This window comes from Streptomyces sp. Q6 (genome assembly GCF_036967205.1).
Classification (GTDB): domain Bacteria; phylum Actinomycetota; class Actinomycetes; order Streptomycetales; family Streptomycetaceae; genus Streptomyces; species Streptomyces citrinus.
Map to the genome: position 1 here is coordinate 5,598,718 of NZ_CP146022.1, position 16,763 is coordinate 5,615,480.

At 70.8% G+C, this 16,763-nt stretch carries 12 protein-coding genes, 1 tRNA gene and 2 pseudogenes; 11 read left to right on the forward strand and 4 right to left on the reverse strand.

Annotated features, from left to right (window positions below):
- Positions 1–65: 65 nt before the first annotated feature.
- The gene (locus V2W30_RS26140) at positions 66–1,229 is read right to left on the reverse strand and encodes a ThiF family adenylyltransferase (RefSeq protein WP_338700253.1); all 1,164 of its coding nucleotides are present in this window, start codon (positions 1,227–1,229) and stop codon (positions 66–68) included.
- A gap of 233 nt (positions 1,230–1,462) precedes the next feature.
- Between V2W30_RS26140 and V2W30_RS26145 the strand changes: the two genes are divergently transcribed.
- From V2W30_RS26145 to V2W30_RS26160, 4 genes and pseudogenes are all read left to right on the forward strand, one after another.
- The gene (locus V2W30_RS26145) at positions 1,463–2,059 is read left to right on the forward strand and encodes a M48 family metallopeptidase (protein ID WP_338700254.1); all 597 of its coding nucleotides are present in this window, start codon (positions 1,463–1,465) and stop codon (positions 2,057–2,059) included.
- 171 nt (positions 2,060–2,230) lie between these two features.
- Positions 2,231–3,861: pseudogene (locus V2W30_RS26150) on the forward strand (TerD family protein).
- An 11-nt stretch (positions 3,862–3,872) separates the two neighbouring features.
- Positions 3,873–4,553, forward strand: a complete 681-nt coding sequence (locus tag V2W30_RS26155; RefSeq protein ID WP_338700255.1) for an AIM24 family protein — start codon at positions 3,873–3,875, stop codon at positions 4,551–4,553.
- A gap of 16 nt (positions 4,554–4,569) precedes the next feature.
- Positions 4,570–5,325: an AIM24 family protein gene (locus V2W30_RS26160; RefSeq protein ID WP_338700257.1), complete on the forward strand. Its 756-nt coding sequence runs from the start codon at positions 4,570–4,572 to the stop codon at positions 5,323–5,325.
- A 74-nt stretch (positions 5,326–5,399) separates the two neighbouring features.
- Here V2W30_RS26160 and V2W30_RS26165 read toward each other — a convergent pair whose 3' ends face one another.
- Both V2W30_RS26165 and V2W30_RS26170 read right to left on the reverse strand, forming a co-directional pair.
- Entirely contained in the window at positions 5,400–5,924 is a 525-nt protein-coding gene (locus V2W30_RS26165; protein WP_338700259.1) for an NUDIX hydrolase, read from the reverse strand.
- On the reverse strand, positions 5,921–7,387 hold the full coding sequence (locus V2W30_RS26170) for a zinc-dependent metalloprotease (RefSeq protein ID WP_338700261.1): 1,467 nt from the start codon (positions 7,385–7,387) through the stop codon (positions 5,921–5,923). The genes V2W30_RS26165 and V2W30_RS26170 overlap by 4 nt, the downstream gene beginning before the upstream one ends.
- A gap of 191 nt (positions 7,388–7,578) precedes the next feature.
- Here V2W30_RS26170 and V2W30_RS26175 point away from each other — a divergent pair, with 191 nt between their 5' ends.
- From V2W30_RS26175 to V2W30_RS26190, 4 genes are all read left to right on the forward strand, one after another.
- Entirely contained in the window at positions 7,579–8,691 is a 1,113-nt protein-coding gene (locus V2W30_RS26175) for an SDR family oxidoreductase (protein ID WP_338700262.1), read from the forward strand.
- Between the two features lie 132 nt (positions 8,692–8,823).
- Positions 8,824–9,285 (forward strand): molybdenum cofactor biosynthesis protein MoaE, encoded by a 462-nt coding sequence (locus tag V2W30_RS26180; protein WP_338700263.1) that lies wholly within the window; start codon positions 8,824–8,826, stop codon positions 9,283–9,285.
- Positions 9,286–9,443: 158 nt separating this feature from the next.
- Positions 9,444–9,608, forward strand: a complete 165-nt coding sequence (locus tag V2W30_RS26185) for a hypothetical protein (protein WP_338700264.1) — start codon at positions 9,444–9,446, stop codon at positions 9,606–9,608.
- A gap of 57 nt (positions 9,609–9,665) precedes the next feature.
- Positions 9,666–10,754, forward strand: a complete 1,089-nt coding sequence (locus V2W30_RS26190) for a PDZ domain-containing protein (RefSeq protein ID WP_338700265.1) — start codon at positions 9,666–9,668, stop codon at positions 10,752–10,754.
- An 83-nt stretch (positions 10,755–10,837) separates the two neighbouring features.
- Here V2W30_RS26190 and V2W30_RS26195 read toward each other — a convergent pair whose 3' ends face one another.
- Complete coding sequence (locus V2W30_RS26195) at positions 10,838–11,380, reverse strand: PPA1309 family protein (protein ID WP_338700267.1); 543 nt, start codon at positions 11,378–11,380, stop codon at positions 10,838–10,840.
- 140 nt (positions 11,381–11,520) lie between these two features.
- Here V2W30_RS26195 and V2W30_RS26200 point away from each other — a divergent pair, with 140 nt between their 5' ends.
- The 3 genes and pseudogenes from V2W30_RS26200 (at position 11,521) to V2W30_RS26210 (ending at position 16,661) form a co-directional block, all read left to right on the forward strand.
- Positions 11,521–14,475 carry a UPF0182 family protein gene (locus V2W30_RS26200; protein ID WP_338703763.1) on the forward strand — a complete coding sequence of 985 codons (2,955 nt, stop codon included), beginning with the start codon at positions 11,521–11,523 and terminating at the stop codon, positions 14,473–14,475.
- Positions 14,476–14,522: 47 nt separating this feature from the next.
- Positions 14,523–14,596: transfer RNA gene (locus V2W30_RS26205), tRNA-Met, on the forward strand.
- Positions 14,597–14,835: 239 nt separating this feature from the next.
- Positions 14,836–16,661: pseudogene (locus tag V2W30_RS26210) on the forward strand (tetratricopeptide repeat protein).
- The last annotated feature ends 102 nt before the right edge of the window (positions 16,662–16,763 follow it).

Sequence of the window (16,763 nt, forward strand, 5' to 3'; positions counted from 1 at the left end):
ACCCCTCCAAGTGCCGGACAGCCGTGCTGCGCATGCCCAGGCGACGTGACACCGTCGGCCATTGCTTACCCGACCATTGTGTCGTGCGGCCCTTGCTCCACGGAGGTCTCCTGCCCGTTACCTCTCTCACCCGCACCGCACGGGCACTCCGGATGCGGCCAGACCGGCCGGGCGTGCCAGTCGAGGCCCGGCGCCGACGCCTCCCAGCGCGCTCCGGTGCTCGACGGCAGTTCCCCGTCCAGAAAAGCCAGTCCGTGCGCCGCCGCGAGCCCGGCGACCGCCGTGGCCAGACCCACGTCACAGGCCCCCACCTGGCGCGCGGCACGCCCCGAGCGCCACTGGGCGAGCAGCCGAGGCCACGTCGGATCGCGGTCCGCACGGCCGAGGAAGTGGCAGTGCGCGCAGCCGGTGCCGCCCGGCAGCACCAGCGGCCCCACGATCCCGGTGGCCTCGACGACCCCCGCGTACAGATGCGGGATGCCCGCCGCCACCAGGTCCTCGACCGCGGCGGGATCGGGGGAGTGGACCGCGAGTCCGTCCCGCGGAGCGACGATCACCAGGGAGAGGGGCGGCTCTCCCGCTTCCTCCTCCGCCGGGCGCGAGGCCGTCCTGCGCCGGTCGGGGCGCGGCGGCCGGGCCGGGGCCAGGGCGCGCACCACCCGTCGCGCCGATACGTCCCGGCGTTCGCCCACCGCCTCCACGCACTGACCGCCGGGAGCCACATCCCACGGTTCGACGCAGCCGCCGTCCCGCACGTCGACATGGCCGACCCCTGCCGAGGCGAGCACCGAGGCGACGACGGCGCCCACCCGCCCCGCCCCTCTGACCTGAACCCGCATGGCGTGCCGTGCCGCCAGCTTCTGCACGGCCTCGGCCGGTTCGGACGTCGTCACCGTCAGCGCGGCGTGGTCGGGGCGCAGCCGGTCCATCACCCGTGACTGGGCACGCAGCGCGTCGGCGGCAGGCCCGCCACCCGTCGCGTCGTCCAGCAGCCCCGCGCCGGCCAGCCGTTCCAGGAGTGCGTCCACATGGCCGTCGGGCAGGCCCATCTTCCGGGCCTCCTCGCGCAGCAGGGGTACGCCGCGTGTCCCGTCGAGCAGCGTCATGAAGCTGCCCGTCGCCGTGTCGACCGGACCGACGACCACCGCGTGCGCCGGTGTCATCCCGAACTGCACCGTGTTCAGGTCGTGCCAGCCGCGCCGCAGCGCCGGCTTCAGGATCGGATGCATGGCTGTCCCCCCCGTGCTGTGCCGTTTCGTCTCTCTGCGACTGATGCGTCGTACGCACTTTTCACGTCGTTCGCGTCGATCGATCGCCAGCATGCCGGTTCGGCCGGAAGCGTGCGGAAAGTTGTCCACAGGGCCGGGGGATAGTCGTACGAATCAAGCGGCGCGGGCCCGGGAGCACACCGAAGAGTTCTGGAGGCGGGACTTCCGCCCTGCGCAGCGGGTAACGTCGGGGCGTGCCCGCCGACCCACTGCACCGTGCCACGAACACGCAGCGCAGCACGACCAGCCCGCCGCCAGGCGGTCCGGGGGTGAGCGCGGTCGAGGTCCGCAGGAGTGCGCGACGCCGCAGGACGGTCTCCGCCTATCGCGAGGGCGACCGCACGGTGGTCCTCATCCCGGCCCGGATGTCGGAGGCCGAGGAACAGCGCTGGGTGAGCGTCATGCTGGACAAGCTCGCGGCGCAGGAGAGCAAGCGGGTCCTCGGCGACGCGGAGCTGGCCGAGCGCGCCGAGCGGCTCTCGGAGCAGTACCTCGACGGCAAGGCCCGTCCGGCGTCCGTCCGCTGGGTCACCAACCAGAACACCCGGTGGGGTTCCTGCACCCCGGCCGAAGGCAGCATTCGCCTCTCGCACCGGTTGCAAGGCATGCCCGAGTACGTGGTCGACTACGTGCTCCTCCACGAACTCGCGCATCTCTTGGTGCCGGGGCACGGACCGCGCTTCTGGCGTCTCCTTGAGGCGTATCCGCGGACGGAGCGGGCGCGCGGCTACCTCGAAGGGGTGGTCGCGGCCGACCGGCTGCCGCACCTGCCGACCACGCGCGGCGAGTGATCGTTTGCCCGGGTGACTGCCCGGGCTTTCTCCGGAGCGCCGTCAGGGGCGTCGGCGCGGGGCGCCGCGGACGGTTCTGTACCAGGGCTGTACCGACTTCCTCCGCTTACAGGGTTTGCAGTTAGCCTGGCGCGACGCAATCACCATCCGGATGGGGGACGGTCGTTACGCATGGCCAGGGAATTCCAACGCGGCCACAAGGCCAAGATCAGTGACCTCACCGCGGGCACCGATCTGTACGTAGGCGTACAGATCAGCGGCCCCGGACTTTCCTTCGACATCAGTTGCTTCGGCCTCGACGCCGAAGAACGGCTGTCTGACGACCGGTACTTCGTCTTCTTCAACCAGCCGAAGACCCCCGAGGAATCCGTCCAGCTGCTCGGCGCGCAGGCCGGTGACACCGAGTCCTTCCGCGTCACGCTGGACAAGATCCCGGCGCAGATCCACAAGCTGTCGTTCACCGCGACCATCGACGGTCCCGGCCAGATGTCGCAGGTCGCGCCCGGTTACATCCGGATCGTCGCCGGTGGCGAGGAGGTCGCCCGCTACGCGTTCGGCGGCGCCGAGTTCACCACCGAGCGCGCGGTCATGCTGGGCGACTTCTACCTGAAGGACGTCTGGCGGTTCGCGGCCGTCGGACAGGGCTTCGACGGCGGCCTCGACGCGCTGCTGAAGAACTTCGGCGGCGAGGTCGCCGAGGAGGAGCCGGCCGCGGCGCAGCCCCAGTCCGCGTCCCCCGGCTTCGCGCCGCCCGCCCAGGCGGCCGCGCCGCCCGCCTTCGGGGCACCCGCGGCGGCCGCTCCGGCCCCGGCGCCGCAGGCCTTCGCGCCGCCGCAGCAGCCCACGCCCCTCCGGCGCCCGCCCCGCCCGTCCACGCGGCGCCCACCATCGTCGCGCCGCTGGCCACGCCGCCCGGTACGGTGCCGCCGCCTCCGACGCCGGTCGCCCCGAGCCCGTACGGTCAGCAGCCGCAGCAGCCCCCGTTCGGGCAGGTGCCCGGCCAGGGCAGCGCGCCCCTGCCGCCCGGATACGGACAGCAGCCGCAGACACCGGCAGCGCCGCCCGGATACGGACAGCAGCCGCCCGGCGCACCGTCCCCGTACGGCATGCCCCAGGGAGTCCCGCAGCAGGCCCCCGCGCCGGGTGTGGCGGCGGCCCTGGAGAAGTACCGCGAGGCGCCGACCGGCCAGCGCTGGACGCTCCAGAACAAGAAACTGATCCGCGTCGACCTCGGCGCCGGTGGTGACCAGGCCGTGCTCGCGCGGCAGGGCAGCATGGTGCTCTACCAGGGCAAGGTCGATTTCAGCTACAAGGGCGCCGGATTCGCCGGCCGCATCGTGGGCAACGCCACCGGCCAGGAGATGCAGCTCATGCGCTGCACCGGACGCGGCCAGGTCTTCCTCGCGGAAGAGGCCACCCACCTGCACCCCATCGAGCTCCAGGGCGACGCGATCTGCGTCTCCGCGGAGAACGTCCTCGCCTACGACGAGACGCTCCAGCACGAGGTCCGCAGGATCGAAGGGCACGGCATCCCGGGAGGTGCCCTGTTCGTGATGCAGTTCCAGGGCACCGGCACCGTCGTCGTGAAGACGCACGGCACACCGGTCGTGCTCCCGGTGACGCCGACGACGTTCGCCGACTGCAACGCGGTCGTGGCCTGGTCGGCGGCCGCGCAGGCGATCGTCTCCAGCCAGGTCCGGATGCGGCGCAACGCGTTCCCCGGTCACAGCGGGGAGAGCGTCAACCTCCAGTTCCGGGGCGCACCCGGCAACTTCATCGTCGTCCAGCCGTACGAGGTCTGAGGGAGCCCGTCATGAACCAGCCGATCGCGGGCTTCGCCCCGACCCCGGTAGCCGCCCGCATGGAGAACCACGGCAGCAACATGCTGAAGGTCGCCATGCAGACCGGAAACGACCTCTTCGCGCGCGTGGGCTCGATGGTCGCCTACGAAGGCTTCGTGCAGTACGAGCCGAACCCGCCCGCCGTACGCCAGATCGCCCGCGACTGGATCACCGGCGAGGGCGCGCCTCTTATGAAGTGCACCGGTGACGGTCTGCTCTACCTGGCCGACTACGGAGCGGACGTCGTCGTCATCAACCTCGGCGGCGACTCGATCTCCGTCAACGGCACCAACCTGCTCGCCTTCGACGCGCACCTCCAGTGGGGCGTCGAGCGCGTGAAGGGCCTCGCCAAGTTCGCGGGCCAGGGCCTGTGGAACATCACGATCAGCGGCCAGGGCTTCGTCGCCCTGACATCGCGAGGCGCCCCCATCGTCGTCGACTGCGGCCGCGGCGAGGACGAGACGTACGTGGACCCCGACGCGCTCATCGCCTGGTCGCCGAAGCTGAAGGTGAAGGGCAAGCGCAGCTTCCGGGCCGGCTCGCTCATCGGGCGCGGCAGCGGAGAGGCCTACCAGATGGGCTTCTCCGGCGAGGGCATCGTCGTCGTACAGCCCAGTGAGGACAGCACCGACCGTCTCCGAGTCCGGGGCTAGGGGGAGCGAACACACCATGCAGAGCCCGCTTTTCGCACACGCCGAGCAGCAGTCCCAGGACCGCTACACGGTGCAGAACCCGCAGATGCTGCGGGTCACCCTGGAAGGCCACGACGACATCCTCGCCCGCAAGGGAGCGATGGTCGCCTACCAGGGGCTGATGGAGTTCGACGGCGAGGTCCAGACGTCGGGGCAGCAGCGCGCACGCGCCACCACCGGTGAGGGCCTCAGCCTGATGCGCTGCCACGGCCAGGGGACCGTCTACCTGGCGAACCTCGGCCAGTACATCCACGTCGTGGACGTCGAGCAGGACGGCCTGACCGTCGACAGCAGCTACGTGCTGGCGATGGACTCGTCCCTGCACCACGAAGTCATCGCCGTGGACAGCCAGTTCGGCATCTCCGGCTCCGGCAAGTACCAGCTCAACATCACCGGGCGCGGCAAGGTCGCCCTGATGACGTCGGGCCAGCCGCTCATGCTCCAGGTCACGCCCGACAAGTACGTCAACGCCGACGCGGACGCCATCGTCGCCTGGTCGACCGGCCTGCGGGTGCAGATGCAGGCCCAGACGCACTCCTCGGGCGTGTGGCGGCGCCGCGGCAACACCGGCGAGGGCTGGGAGCTCAGCTTCATGGGCACCGGCTACGCGCTCGTCCAGCCCAGCGAGCTGCTGCCGCCGCAGAACGCGGTGGTGGGGCAGGGCATCGCCGCGCAGTACGGGATGGGACAGCAGGGCGCCCGGGGCCAGAACCAGGGCAACGTCTGGAGCTAGCGCCTACGGGTGCATGTGTAAGGGGCGGGCGCCATGGCGCCCGCCCCTTACATCTGGGTCCTCGGACGACGTCCTCAGAGGCGCGCCCGCGCCGCCTCCACGAGCCGCACCACCGACGTGTCGGCCACGTCCGCGACCTCGTCGTACGGGAACCAGCGCAGGTCCAGCGACTCGTCGCTGATGGCCTCCGTGGCGTCCGCCGGGGCGAGCGCCGCGTACTGCGTGTCCAGATGCCACGAGCAGGGCCCGGGGATCGGGTGCCGGTCCAGCCGGACCGGGCCGCCCGGGAGCAGCGTGAGCCCCGGGATGCCGGACTCCTCGGTCGCCTCACGCAGCGCGGCGGCCGCGAGCGTCGCGTCGCCGGGCTCGCAGTGGCCGCCCATCTGGAGCCACATCCGCAGCTTCTTGTGGAGCGTGAGCAGCACACGCCCGCGTGCGGGGTCGATCACCAGGGCACTCGCCGTGAGGTGCCCCGCCGTGCAGGGCTTCCACATACCGGCGTCACCGTGCTCGGACAGATGGTCCAGGTAGACCTGGCGCAGGTCCGGCTGGTCCTCGTAGCTCTTCAGCACGAGGACCGCGTCGTCGTACAGGCTCACTTGTCGCCGTCGCCCTCGTCGTCCCGGGAGTCGTTCTCGGAGTCGTCCTTGGAGAGGTTCGGCTTCTCGCCGGAGCCGCCCGCCGCCGCGTCGCCGAGCATCTTGTCGAGCTCGGAGAAGTCCAGCTGCTCGCGGTGGACGAAGCCGTCCGGGTCGTCCAGGTCGGACGCCGTCGGCAGCATGTCCGGGTGGGCCCACAGGCCGTCACGGCCGTCCACGCCACGCGCGTCCGTGAGCGACGCCCACAGACGCGACGCGTCCCGCAGGCGGCGCGGGCGCAGCTCCAGGCCGATCAGCGTCGCGAACGTCTGCTCCGCGGGGCCACCGCTCGCGCGACGGCGGCGCAGCGTCTCGCGCAGCGCGTCGGCGGACGACAGACGCGGCTTCGCGGCCGCGTGGACCACCGCGTCGACCCAGCCCTCGACGAGCGCCAGAGCGGTCTCCAGGCGGGCGAGAGCGGCCTTCTGCTCCGGGGTGTCCTCCGGCTGGAACATGCCCTGCTGGAGAGCTTCCTGGATCTGCTCCGGGTTCTGCGGGTCGAACTGGCCGACCACGTCCTCCAGCTTCGAGGTGTCGACCTTGATGCCGCGCGCGTACCCGTCGACCGCGCCGAACAGGTGCGAGCGCAGCCACGGCACGTGCGCGAACAGCCGCTGGTGGGCGGCCTCGCGCAGCGCCAGGTAGAGGCGGACCTCTTCCTGCGGCACGCCGAGGTCCTTGCCGAACGCCTCGATGTTCAGCGGCAGCAGCGCGGCCTTGCCCGCCGGTGCCAGCGGCAGGCCGACGTCGGTCGAGCCGACGACCTCGCCCGCGAGCACACCGAGGGCCTGCCCGATCTGCGAGCCGAACATGGCACCGCCCATGGAGCGCATCATGCCGATCAGCGGGCCCGCCATGGCCTGCATCTCCTCGGGCAGCACGTCGCCCATGGCCAGGCCGACGCGCTCGGCGACCGGGTCGACGAGCTCCTTCCACGCCGGAAGGGTCGCCTCGACCCATTCGGCGCGGCTCCAGGCCACCGCCGAGCCCGCGCCCGAAGGCAGCGACGTCGCGTCGTCCAGCCACAGGTCGGCCAGGCGTACGGCTTCCTCGACCGCGGTGCGGTCGGCGCCGCTCACGCTCGCGTCCTTCACGCCGTCCTGGGTGCCCTGCGACACGGTCTGGCGGGCGATGTCCTTGGCCATGTCCCAGTTCACCGGGCCGCCCTCGTAGGAGAGCATCTGGCCGAGCTGCTGGAAGGCCGCCCCCAGGTCGTTCGGATTCATCGAGCCGAACATGGCCGCGAACGGGTTGTCACCCCCCGCGCCACCCGGGCCGCCCGCGCCGGGCAGGCCCGGGAACCCGAATCCGAAGGGGTTGGCCGGTCCCTGACCGCCACCGCCCTGCTGGTCCTTCTTCTTGCCCTCGTCGCCGTCGTCCGGCTCCTCCGGCGGAAGGCCGAAACCGAATGGGGTGTCACTCACGGGAATCCTCGGCTGGTAAGGCCACCGGTTCTGACCCCGGCGGCGACTGCCCGACTACACACCCAGCGTAGACACCATGGCGGGATGTGGCCTCGGTGCTTCGCCGACTCATGGCCTGCGGCAGGATGGATGCCTCCTGGTACGTACGCGTCATACGCGTACGTACTGAAGACAACCGCTGGAGACGCCCGGTGAGTTCCCCAGATCCGCAGGTTCGCGCAGCGCGAAACCCCTCAACCAGTCCCGCCGTGCGCGGGCCCGTCGTCGCGATCACCGGAGCCGCCTCCGGCGTCGGTGCCCTGCTCACCGAGCGGCTCGCCGCCTCCGACGCGATCAAGCAGGTGCTCGCCATCGACGAGCGGCGCGGCGAGTGCGCCTCCGCGACCTGGCACATCCTGGACGTACGGGATCCGGCCATCGCCGAGAAACTGCGCGGCGCGGACGTCGTCGTCCACCTGGCGCTCGACCTCGACCTGGAGTCCGACCCCGCGGCGCGCACCGCGTACAACGTGCGCGGCACGCAGACCGTGCTGACCGCGGCCGCCGCGGCCGGGGTGCACCGCGTCGTCCTGTGCACGTCGACGATGGTCTACGGAGCGCTCGCCGAGAACGAACTGCCCCTTTCCGAGGACGCCGAACTGCGCGCCACGGCCGAGGCGACCGGCGTCGGCGACCTTCTGGAGGTCGAGCGGCTCGCCCGCCGCGCCCCGCGCGCCCACCCCGGCCTGAACGTCACCGTGGTGCGTCCCGCGGTGCTCGTCGGCGGTACGGACACGGCCCTGACCCGGTACTTCGAGTCGCCGCGTCTCCTCGTGGTGGCGGGTTCACGGCCCGCCTGGCAGTTCTGCCACGTGGAGGACCTGTGCAGCGCCCTGGAGTACGCCGTTCTGGAGAAGGTCGACGGGGAGCTCGCCGTCGGCTGCGACGGCTGGCTGGAGCAGGAGGAGGTCGAGGAGCTCAGCGGCATCCGGCGCATGGAGCTGCCGTCCGCCGTCGCGCTCGGCGCCGCGGCCCGGCTGCACCGCATCGGCCTGACCCCCTCCCCGGCCGGCGATCTGGCGTACACGATGTACCCGTGGGTCGTCAGCGGGAGCCGGCTGCACGACGCCGGGTGGCGCCCCCAGTGGACCAACGAGGAGGTCCTCGCCGAACTCCTCGAAGAGGTCGCGGGGCGGCGCACCGTCGCCGGGCGGCGGCTCGGCCGCAAGGACGCGACGGCCGCCGGCGCGGCGGGCGCGACCGTGGCCCTGCTGGGTACCGCGGCCGTGGTGCGGCGGGTGCGCAAGGCACGGCGGCGCATCTGAGACGGGCCACCTGCCCGGACACCTGACCGGGCCAGCTGAACGGGCCACCTGTAGGAGGCTCCAATTCGGCACGCGCGCGTGCGGGGGAAAACGCTATTCACGGTTGTCGGCGGCGTGCGGCACGATGTGGGCATGGCACCCACCCAGCACGACCACCCCGGTGAGCAGGCGGCGCACGACCCGATCAAGCTGCTCGCCATCCGTGAGACCCCGCTCTCCATCGACGAGGTCTTCCAGGCCGTCGGCGACGACGCGGCGGGCGGCACCGCGCTCTTCGTGGGAACCGTGCGCAACCACGACGGCGGCTCCGACGTCGACCGGCTCGGCTACTCGTGCCATCCGAGTGCCGAGGCGGAGATGCGGCGCATCGCGGAGAAGGTCGTCGCCGAGTTCCCCGTGCGCGCTCTCGCGGCGGTCCACCGGATCGGTGATCTGACGGTCGGTGACCTCGCCGTCGTCGTCGCGGTGTCGTGCCCGCACCGCGGCGAGGCCTTCGAGGCGTGCCGCAAGCTCATCGACGACCTGAAGCACGACGTACCCATCTGGAAGCACCAGACGTTCTCCGACGGGACCGACGAATGGGTCGGCGCGTAGCGCCTCGTCGAGGGGCGGCGGTCGGGCGACGGGAGGACGGGGCGGAGCCTGCTGAGGTTCCGGTTGCGTAACCGGACCCCTGCGGCGAGCGTTGACACTGCGGATGGTTAATCTGCTGATCAGTCAGTTGCGGTCGCTCATGGGGTCGGGAGGTCCGTATGGCAGTGCTCATGTGGCTGCTCATTCCGGTTGTCGCCGCGGTCGGCGCCGGGTTGTGGGGAACGTGGGCCGGTCGCAATCGCCACAAGACCGGTGACGTGACCGAGCTCAGCGGCTACGCGCGCTTCCGCGAAGCCATGGAGAAGTCCCACTCGGGCACCTGACCTCGTACGGCCCGGCCCCAGGGGTGCGCCTACAGGGGCGTCCCGTACTGTCTTTCCATGCCACGCCGCACTGCGACGATGCTCGCCTCGACCTTGATCCTGATCGCGCTGCTGTGCGCGGGGGTTCTCATCAAAGTGCCCTACGCGGAGATGTCCCCGGGACCGACGGTGAACACCCTCGCGGACCACGACGGCGAACCCGTGATCCAGATCTCCGGGCACAAGACGTACGAGACGTCGGGGCACCTGAACATGACGACGGTGCGGGTGACCAGCGCCGACTACAACATGAACCTGGTGTCGGCCGTCTACGGGTGGCTCGCCCACGACAGCATCGTGGTGCCGCACGACACGCTCTACCCCGACGGGCAGACCGAGGAGCAGTCCTCGCAGGAGAACGCCGAGGAGTTCAGTCAGTCCCAGGAGAGCGCCAAGGTCGCCGCCCTGAACGAGCTGGACATCCCCGTGAAGTCCTGGGTCATCGTCTCCACCGTCGTCAAGGACAGCCCCGCCGAGGGCGCACTGCACGCCGGTGATGTGATCAAGGCCGTCGACGGCACCAAGGTCACCAAGCCGGCCGACGTCGCGAAGCTCGTCACGAAGCACAAGGCCGGCGAGAACGTCGTCTTCACCGTCGTCCCCGTCAAGGAGGCGGCCGCCGCCGAGAAGGACGGCAAGGAGGCGACCCGTACGGAGAATGTGACGATCAAGACGGACAAGGCCGAGGACGGCCGCGCGATCGTCGGCATCCAGGCCGGGACCGACCACACCTTCCCGTTCCAGATCGACATCAAGCTCGCCGACGTGGGCGGCCCCAGCGCGGGCCTGATGTTCTCCCTCGGCATCGTCGACAAGCTCACGCCCACCGACCTGACCGGCGGCAAGTTCGTGGCCGGCACCGGAACCATCGACGACGACGGCAAGGTCGGCCCGATCGGCGGCATCGGGATGAAGACCGTCGGCGCGCGCGACAAGGGAGCGCAGTACTTCCTCACCCCGAAGGACAACTGCGCCACCGCGGCCAAGGACGTCCCGGACGGGCTCACGCTCGTCAAGGTGAACACCATCGACGACGCCGTCGACGCGCTCAAGGACATCCGCAGCGGCAACACCGCCGACCTGCCGCAGTGCACCACCAAGGGCTGACGTTTCGCAGTTCGGAACACGGCTCTACGGAGAGGGGCGCGCCGGGATCTCCCGGCGCGCCCTCTCCGTAGAGCGGGAGAACGTCACTCGGCGAACGTCGCCGCCAGGGCCTCCGCGAGACCGGGCACCAGCTTCGCGCCGGTGAGGACCTCCGTCGACGCGTCCTTCTCGCGCAGGCGCAGCGCCGAGTCACGGGTGCCGTCGCGCAGCACACCGACCGTCATCCGGACCTCCTGGCGGTCCGGGTGCTCGGCGACCCACTTCGCGAGCTTCTTGTCGCTCAGCCCCTCGGGGACGGACGCCTCTGCGGACGGCGGCAGCATGAGGCGCTCCACCGTCAGGGCGCAGCCCGCGACGGCGTCGGGCCACGCGATGGTGCCGAGGAACTCGTCCAGCGGCTTTCCGGCAGGGATCTCGTCCTGCTCGATGGGGGTGAGGCCGGGGGCCTCCTGCTCGCCCTCCAGGCCGAGCTGGGAGGCGAGAGCGGGTTCCTGGGCGCGCAGCGCGGCCGTGTCGACAAGGGCGAAGAGGCGAGCGGGCTGGTCCCAGCCGAGGCCGGAGGCGTACTCGTCGATCTCGAGTACGGCCCGGGTGAGGGGGCTCGCTGCCATAGGAGTGTTGGGCATGGTCACAATCCTGCCTCGTTCCTCCCCCGAAGCGGGAACTGAGTAAAGCGTGAGTAAGTTGCATAGGTGATGGGTCCGCGATCTCGGGGGCCTGACCGATCGATTACTGAACTTTCGAGGTGCGCACCTTGGCTTTCCAGATGCCGGACCGCGGCGGAGGCCCGACGGGGCCGCGGATCAGAGTGGGCCGACCGTCCCGGCGTGCCCGGACGCTGCTGCTGACGCTCGGCGTTCTTGCCGTGCTCGGCATGGCGTTCGTCATGTTCGCCGGGTTCTGGACGGACTGGCTCTGGTACCGGTCGGTCAAGTTCTCGTCCGTGTTCACGACGATGCTGTGGACGAAGATCGGACTCTTCTTCGTCTTCGGTCTGCTCATGGCGCTCGCCGTCGGCGTGAACATCTGGCTGGCGCACCGGCTGCGCCCGCCGCTCAGCGCCATGTCGATGGAACAGCAGAGCCTCGACCGCTACCGGATGGGCATCGCGCCCTTCAAGAAGTGGTTGCTGCTCGGGATCACCGCCCTCGTCGGGCTGATCGCGGGCGCCTCGGCGGCCAGCCAGTGGCGCACATGGCTGATGTTCGTGAACGGCGTGCCCTTCGACCAGAAGGACCCGCAGTTCCACATGGACGTGTCCTTCTACGCGTTCGATCTGCCCTGGTACCGCTTCCTGCTCGGCTTCGGCTTCGCCGCCGCGGTGATCGGCCTGGTCGCCGCCGCGCTGACGCACTACCTGTACGGCGGGCTGCGCGTCACCAGCCCCGGCGCGCGGGCCACGGCGGCGGCGACGGGTCATCTGTCGGTCCTGCTCGGCGTGTTCGTCGCCCTGAAGGCCGTCGCGTACTGGCTCGACCGGTACGGGCTCGCGGTGAAGTCGAGCGACTTCAAGGCGACGGACAACTGGACGGGCCTGCGCTACGTCGACGCCCAGGCCTACCTGCCGGCGAAGACGATCCTGTTCTGCATCGCCATCATCTGCGCGGTGCTGTTCTTCGCGACGCTGTGGCGGCGCACCTGGCAGCTCCCGGTCATCGGCTTCGGCCTGATGGTGCTCTCGGCGATCCTGATCGGCGGCCTGTACCCGGCCATCGTCCAGAAGTTCCAGGTCCAGCCGAACGAGCAGTCCAAGGAAGCCCCGTACATCGAGAAGAACATCGAGGCGACCCGCAAGGCGTACGGCATCGACAAGGCGACGCCCGTCGACTACAGCGGCAAGGGTTCGGACAAGGGCACCGCGAAGCAGCGCTCGGACGCCGACTCGGCGGCCAGCTACCGCCTGAACGACCCGAACGTCGTCTCGCCGACCTTCCAGCAGCTCGAGCAGCAGCGGAAGTACTACCAGTTCCCGACGACCCTGGACGTGGACCGCTACAACGGCCAGGACACCGTCGTGGGTCTGCGCGAGCTGAACCTGAGCAAGCTCGACAAGCGCAACTGGATCAACGACCACTTCGTCTACACGCACGGCTACGGAGCCGTGACGGCGCAGGGCACGTCGACGGCCCAGGGCGCCCCGCAGTTCACCGAGTCCGGCCTGCCCACCGCGGGCGACCTCGGCAGCTACAACCAGCGCATCTACTACGGCGAGAAGACGACGCAGTACTCGATCGTCGGCGGGCCGCAGAAGGAGCTGGACTACGAGCAGGACGACGGCACGCAGAAGACCACCAGTTACGAGGGCAAGAGCGGCGTCAACCTCTCGAACCCGATCAACCGGGCCGCCTACGCGGTGTCCTTCAGCGAGCCGCAGATCCTCTACTCCGGCGCCATCGGCGACGGTTCGCGGATTCTGTACAACCGCACCCCGAAGGAGCGCGTCGAGGCCGTCGCGCCGTGGCTGACCATCGACGGCGACGCGTACCCGACCGTCGTCGGCGGCAAGATCAAGTGGGTCGTCGACGCGTACACGACGTCGAACGGCTACCCGTACGCGTCCCGTACGACGCTCGGGGACACCACGGCTGACTCCCTCAACGAGGCCGACAGTCAGCGCTCCGTGGTGGCCCAGCAGAACCAGGTCAACTACATCCGCAACTCGGTGAAGGCGACCGTCGACGCGTACACGGGCGAGGTCAAGCTCTACACCTGGGACGACAGCGACCCGGTCCTGAAGACCTGGAAGAAGGCGTTCCCGGACACGGTCGAACCCAAGAGCGCGATCCCCACGGAGCTGAAGGAGCACCTGCGCTATCCGCAGGACATGTTCAAGGTCCAGCGTGAACTGCTCTCGCTGTACCACGTGACGAACTCGAACCAGTTCTACAACGCGTCCGACGCCTGGCAGGTCCCGAACGACCCGACCAAGAAGGACAACAGTCCGGTCCCGCCGTACTACCTGTCCATGAAGATGCCGGGTCAGACCAGCCAGCAGTTCTCGCTGACGACGACGTTCACGCCGAGCGGCAGGCCCAACCTGCGCGCCTTCATGGCCGTGGACGCCGACGCCACCAGCAAGGACTACGGGACCATAAGGCTCCTGAGAGTCACCGAGGACAAGGTCTACGGACCGGAGCAGGTCCAGAACAAGCTCAACTCCTCGAATACCGTGGCGAACTGGGTGCGCGACATGAAGGGCGCCGACTCGACGGTCCTGTACGGCAATCTGCTGACGGTGCCGCTCGACAAGGGCTTCCTCTACGTCGAGCCGATCTACGCACAGGGCCGCAACGCCGAGTACCCGCTGATGCGCAAGGTGGCCGTCTCGTACGGCGACCGGATCGGCTTCGCCAACTCCCTCTCGGAGGCGCTCAACGAGGCCTTCGAAGTGGACGGGGACACCCCGGCCGAGCCGGAGGAGCCCGGTGGGGACACCACCGAGCCACCGGCGAACTCCACGGTGAAGGAAGCCCTGGCGGACGCCGAGAAGGCCTTCGAGGACGGCCAGAAGGCCCTCAAGGAGGGCGACTGGACCGCGTACGGCGAGGCGCAGGACAAGCTGGAGGACGCCCTTCAGCGCGCCGAGAAGGCGCAGTCCGAGGCCGACAAGGCGTCGAGCGGCGACAAGGACGCGGACAAGGACGCGGACAAGGACGCGGGCAAGGACGCTGACAAGAGCGCCGACAAGGGCAGTGGGGACAAGGAGGCGGCCGGCGGCTGACCGGTCAGGATGCCCCTCCGCGCCGTGGTACGGTTTGGACACAACGGCGCGGGGTGGAGCAGCTCGGTAGCTCGCTGGGCTCATAACCCAGAGGTCGCAGGTTCAAATCCTGTCCCCGCTACTGATGATCGAAGGCTCGGAAGCAGAAGCTTCCGGGCCTTCGGTGCGTCGGTGCCCCGGACGTCATGAGCCACTGGCATGTGCGATGCGTGTACCAAGTTCGTGCGAAGACTGCTCCGCCCGGGGGGAGTTGGGAAAATTGTGTTTCACTTGTCGCCCTGTGGGCATGTCGACAAAACGCTGAAGTGACCTCACTGGCTGCGGTATACGAGGTGTACCCAGGTTGCAGGTGGTGCGACGATGGACGTTATGGGGGACAAGGCAACTCTGTTGGAGACAGGGCGGTTTGTGCAGCCGACAGATCGGGACGAACCCGGAGAGGCTGCCGAAGAAGCACGCCAGCGGCTGGCCGCGGAGGCCGGTGACGTCGAGGCGATGAGCGTCCTCGGCGCCATGCTGCTGCGCCGCGGTGATCTCGACGGAGCGGAGCCCCTGCTGCGCGCTGCCACGGGGGCGGGCGACCGCGCCGCGGCCAACAACCTCGGTGTCCTCCTGCACACGCGCGGCTACGCGGAAGAGGCCGCCGGCTGGTGGCGGGTCGCCGCCGTCGCCGGTTCGGCCCCCGCCGCGCACGCCCTCGGCCGCTACTTCCGCGAGCGCGGCGACGAGCCCGCCGCCGAGTACTGGCTGCGCCAGTCCGCCGAGCAGGGCCACACCCTGGGCGCCTACGCCCTCGCCGACCTCCTGGAGCACCGCAGCGATGTCGGCGCCGAGCGCTGGATGCGCGTCGCCGCCGAGCGCGGGCACCGCGAGGCCGCGTACCGGCTGGCCCGCGCCCTCGACCGGCAGGCCGCCCAGCAGGGCCCCGACGACGTCCGCGTACCCGAAGGGCCCGAAGGCGACAGGAAGCCGGCCGTCGAGGCGGAGCAGTGGTACCGGCAGGCCGCCGCGCGCGGGCACCGCAGGGCCGCGCTGCACCTCGGCTCGATCCTGGAGAAGCGCGGCGCCCTGAAGGAGGCCGGGCGCTGGTACCTGACGTCCGCCAAGGACGGCGAGCCGCGCGCGGCGTGCGCCCTGGCGTTCCTGCTGCGCGACGCCGGGGACGAGGAGAGCGCCGCCGTGTGGTGGCTGCGCGCCGCCCAGGACGGCGACGGGAACGCGGCGAACGCGCTCGGAGCGCTGCACGCCCAGCGTGGTGAGACGCAGACCGCCGAGCGCTGGTACCGCGCCGCCATGGACGCGGGCGACAACAACGGCGCGTACAACCTCGGCCTGCTGTGCGCCGAGCAGAAGCGCACCGCGCAGGCCGAGGGCTGGTACCGGCGCGCCGCCTACGCGGGTCACCGCGAGGCGGCCAACGCGCTGGCCGTGCTGCTCCTCCAGAACGGGGACGCGGTCGGCGCCGAGCCCTGGTTCTCCAAGGCGGCCGAGGCCGGCAGCGTCGACGCGGCCTTCAACCTCGGGATCCTGTACGCGGGCCGCGAGGACGAGGAGTCGCACCAGAAGGCGCTCCAGTGGTACGAGCGGGCCGCCGCCGGCGGGCACACGGAGGCCGCGCTCCAGGTCGGCATCGCGCGCCTCCTCGAAGGCGACGAGCAGACCGCCGAGCGGCATCTGCGGTGCGCGGCGGGCGGCGGCAGCGCCGAGGCGGCCTACCGGCTCGCCTCGCTCCTCGACGTGCGCAGGCCGCCGGAGGTCCGGCACGAGCTGGGCGAGCCCGTCACCGTGAAGAGCGAGTGCGAGGAGTGGTACGAGCGGGCCGCCGAGCACGGGCACCGGCGCGCGCAGGTGCGTGTCGGCATGCTCGCCGCCGCGCGCGGTGACGTCGTCGAGGCGGCGCGCTGGTACCGCGAGGCCGCGGAGGCCGGATCCCGGAACGGGGCGTTCAACCTCGGGCTGCTGCTCGCCCGCGAGGAAGCGAGCCCGAGGCCGCGCTGTGGTGGACGCGGGCCGCGGACGCCGGGCACGGCCGGGCCGCGCTCCGGCTCGCCCTGCTGCGCGCCCGCCGCGGCGATCTCGTCGAGGGGCAGAAGTGGGCGTCCCGGGCCGTGGAGCTCGGCCCCGCGGAGGTCGCGGAGCGGGCGGGTCGGCTGCGGGACGCGCTGCGCCAGGAGCTGACCGCGTAGGCGTCGCGCTCACGCCCGCGCGCAGGCCCGGACGGGCCCCGGGAGGTGCCCGTCCGGGTGCTCGGGCGGGCGCTCACGGCCCCGCGGGAACGGATTTGCGCT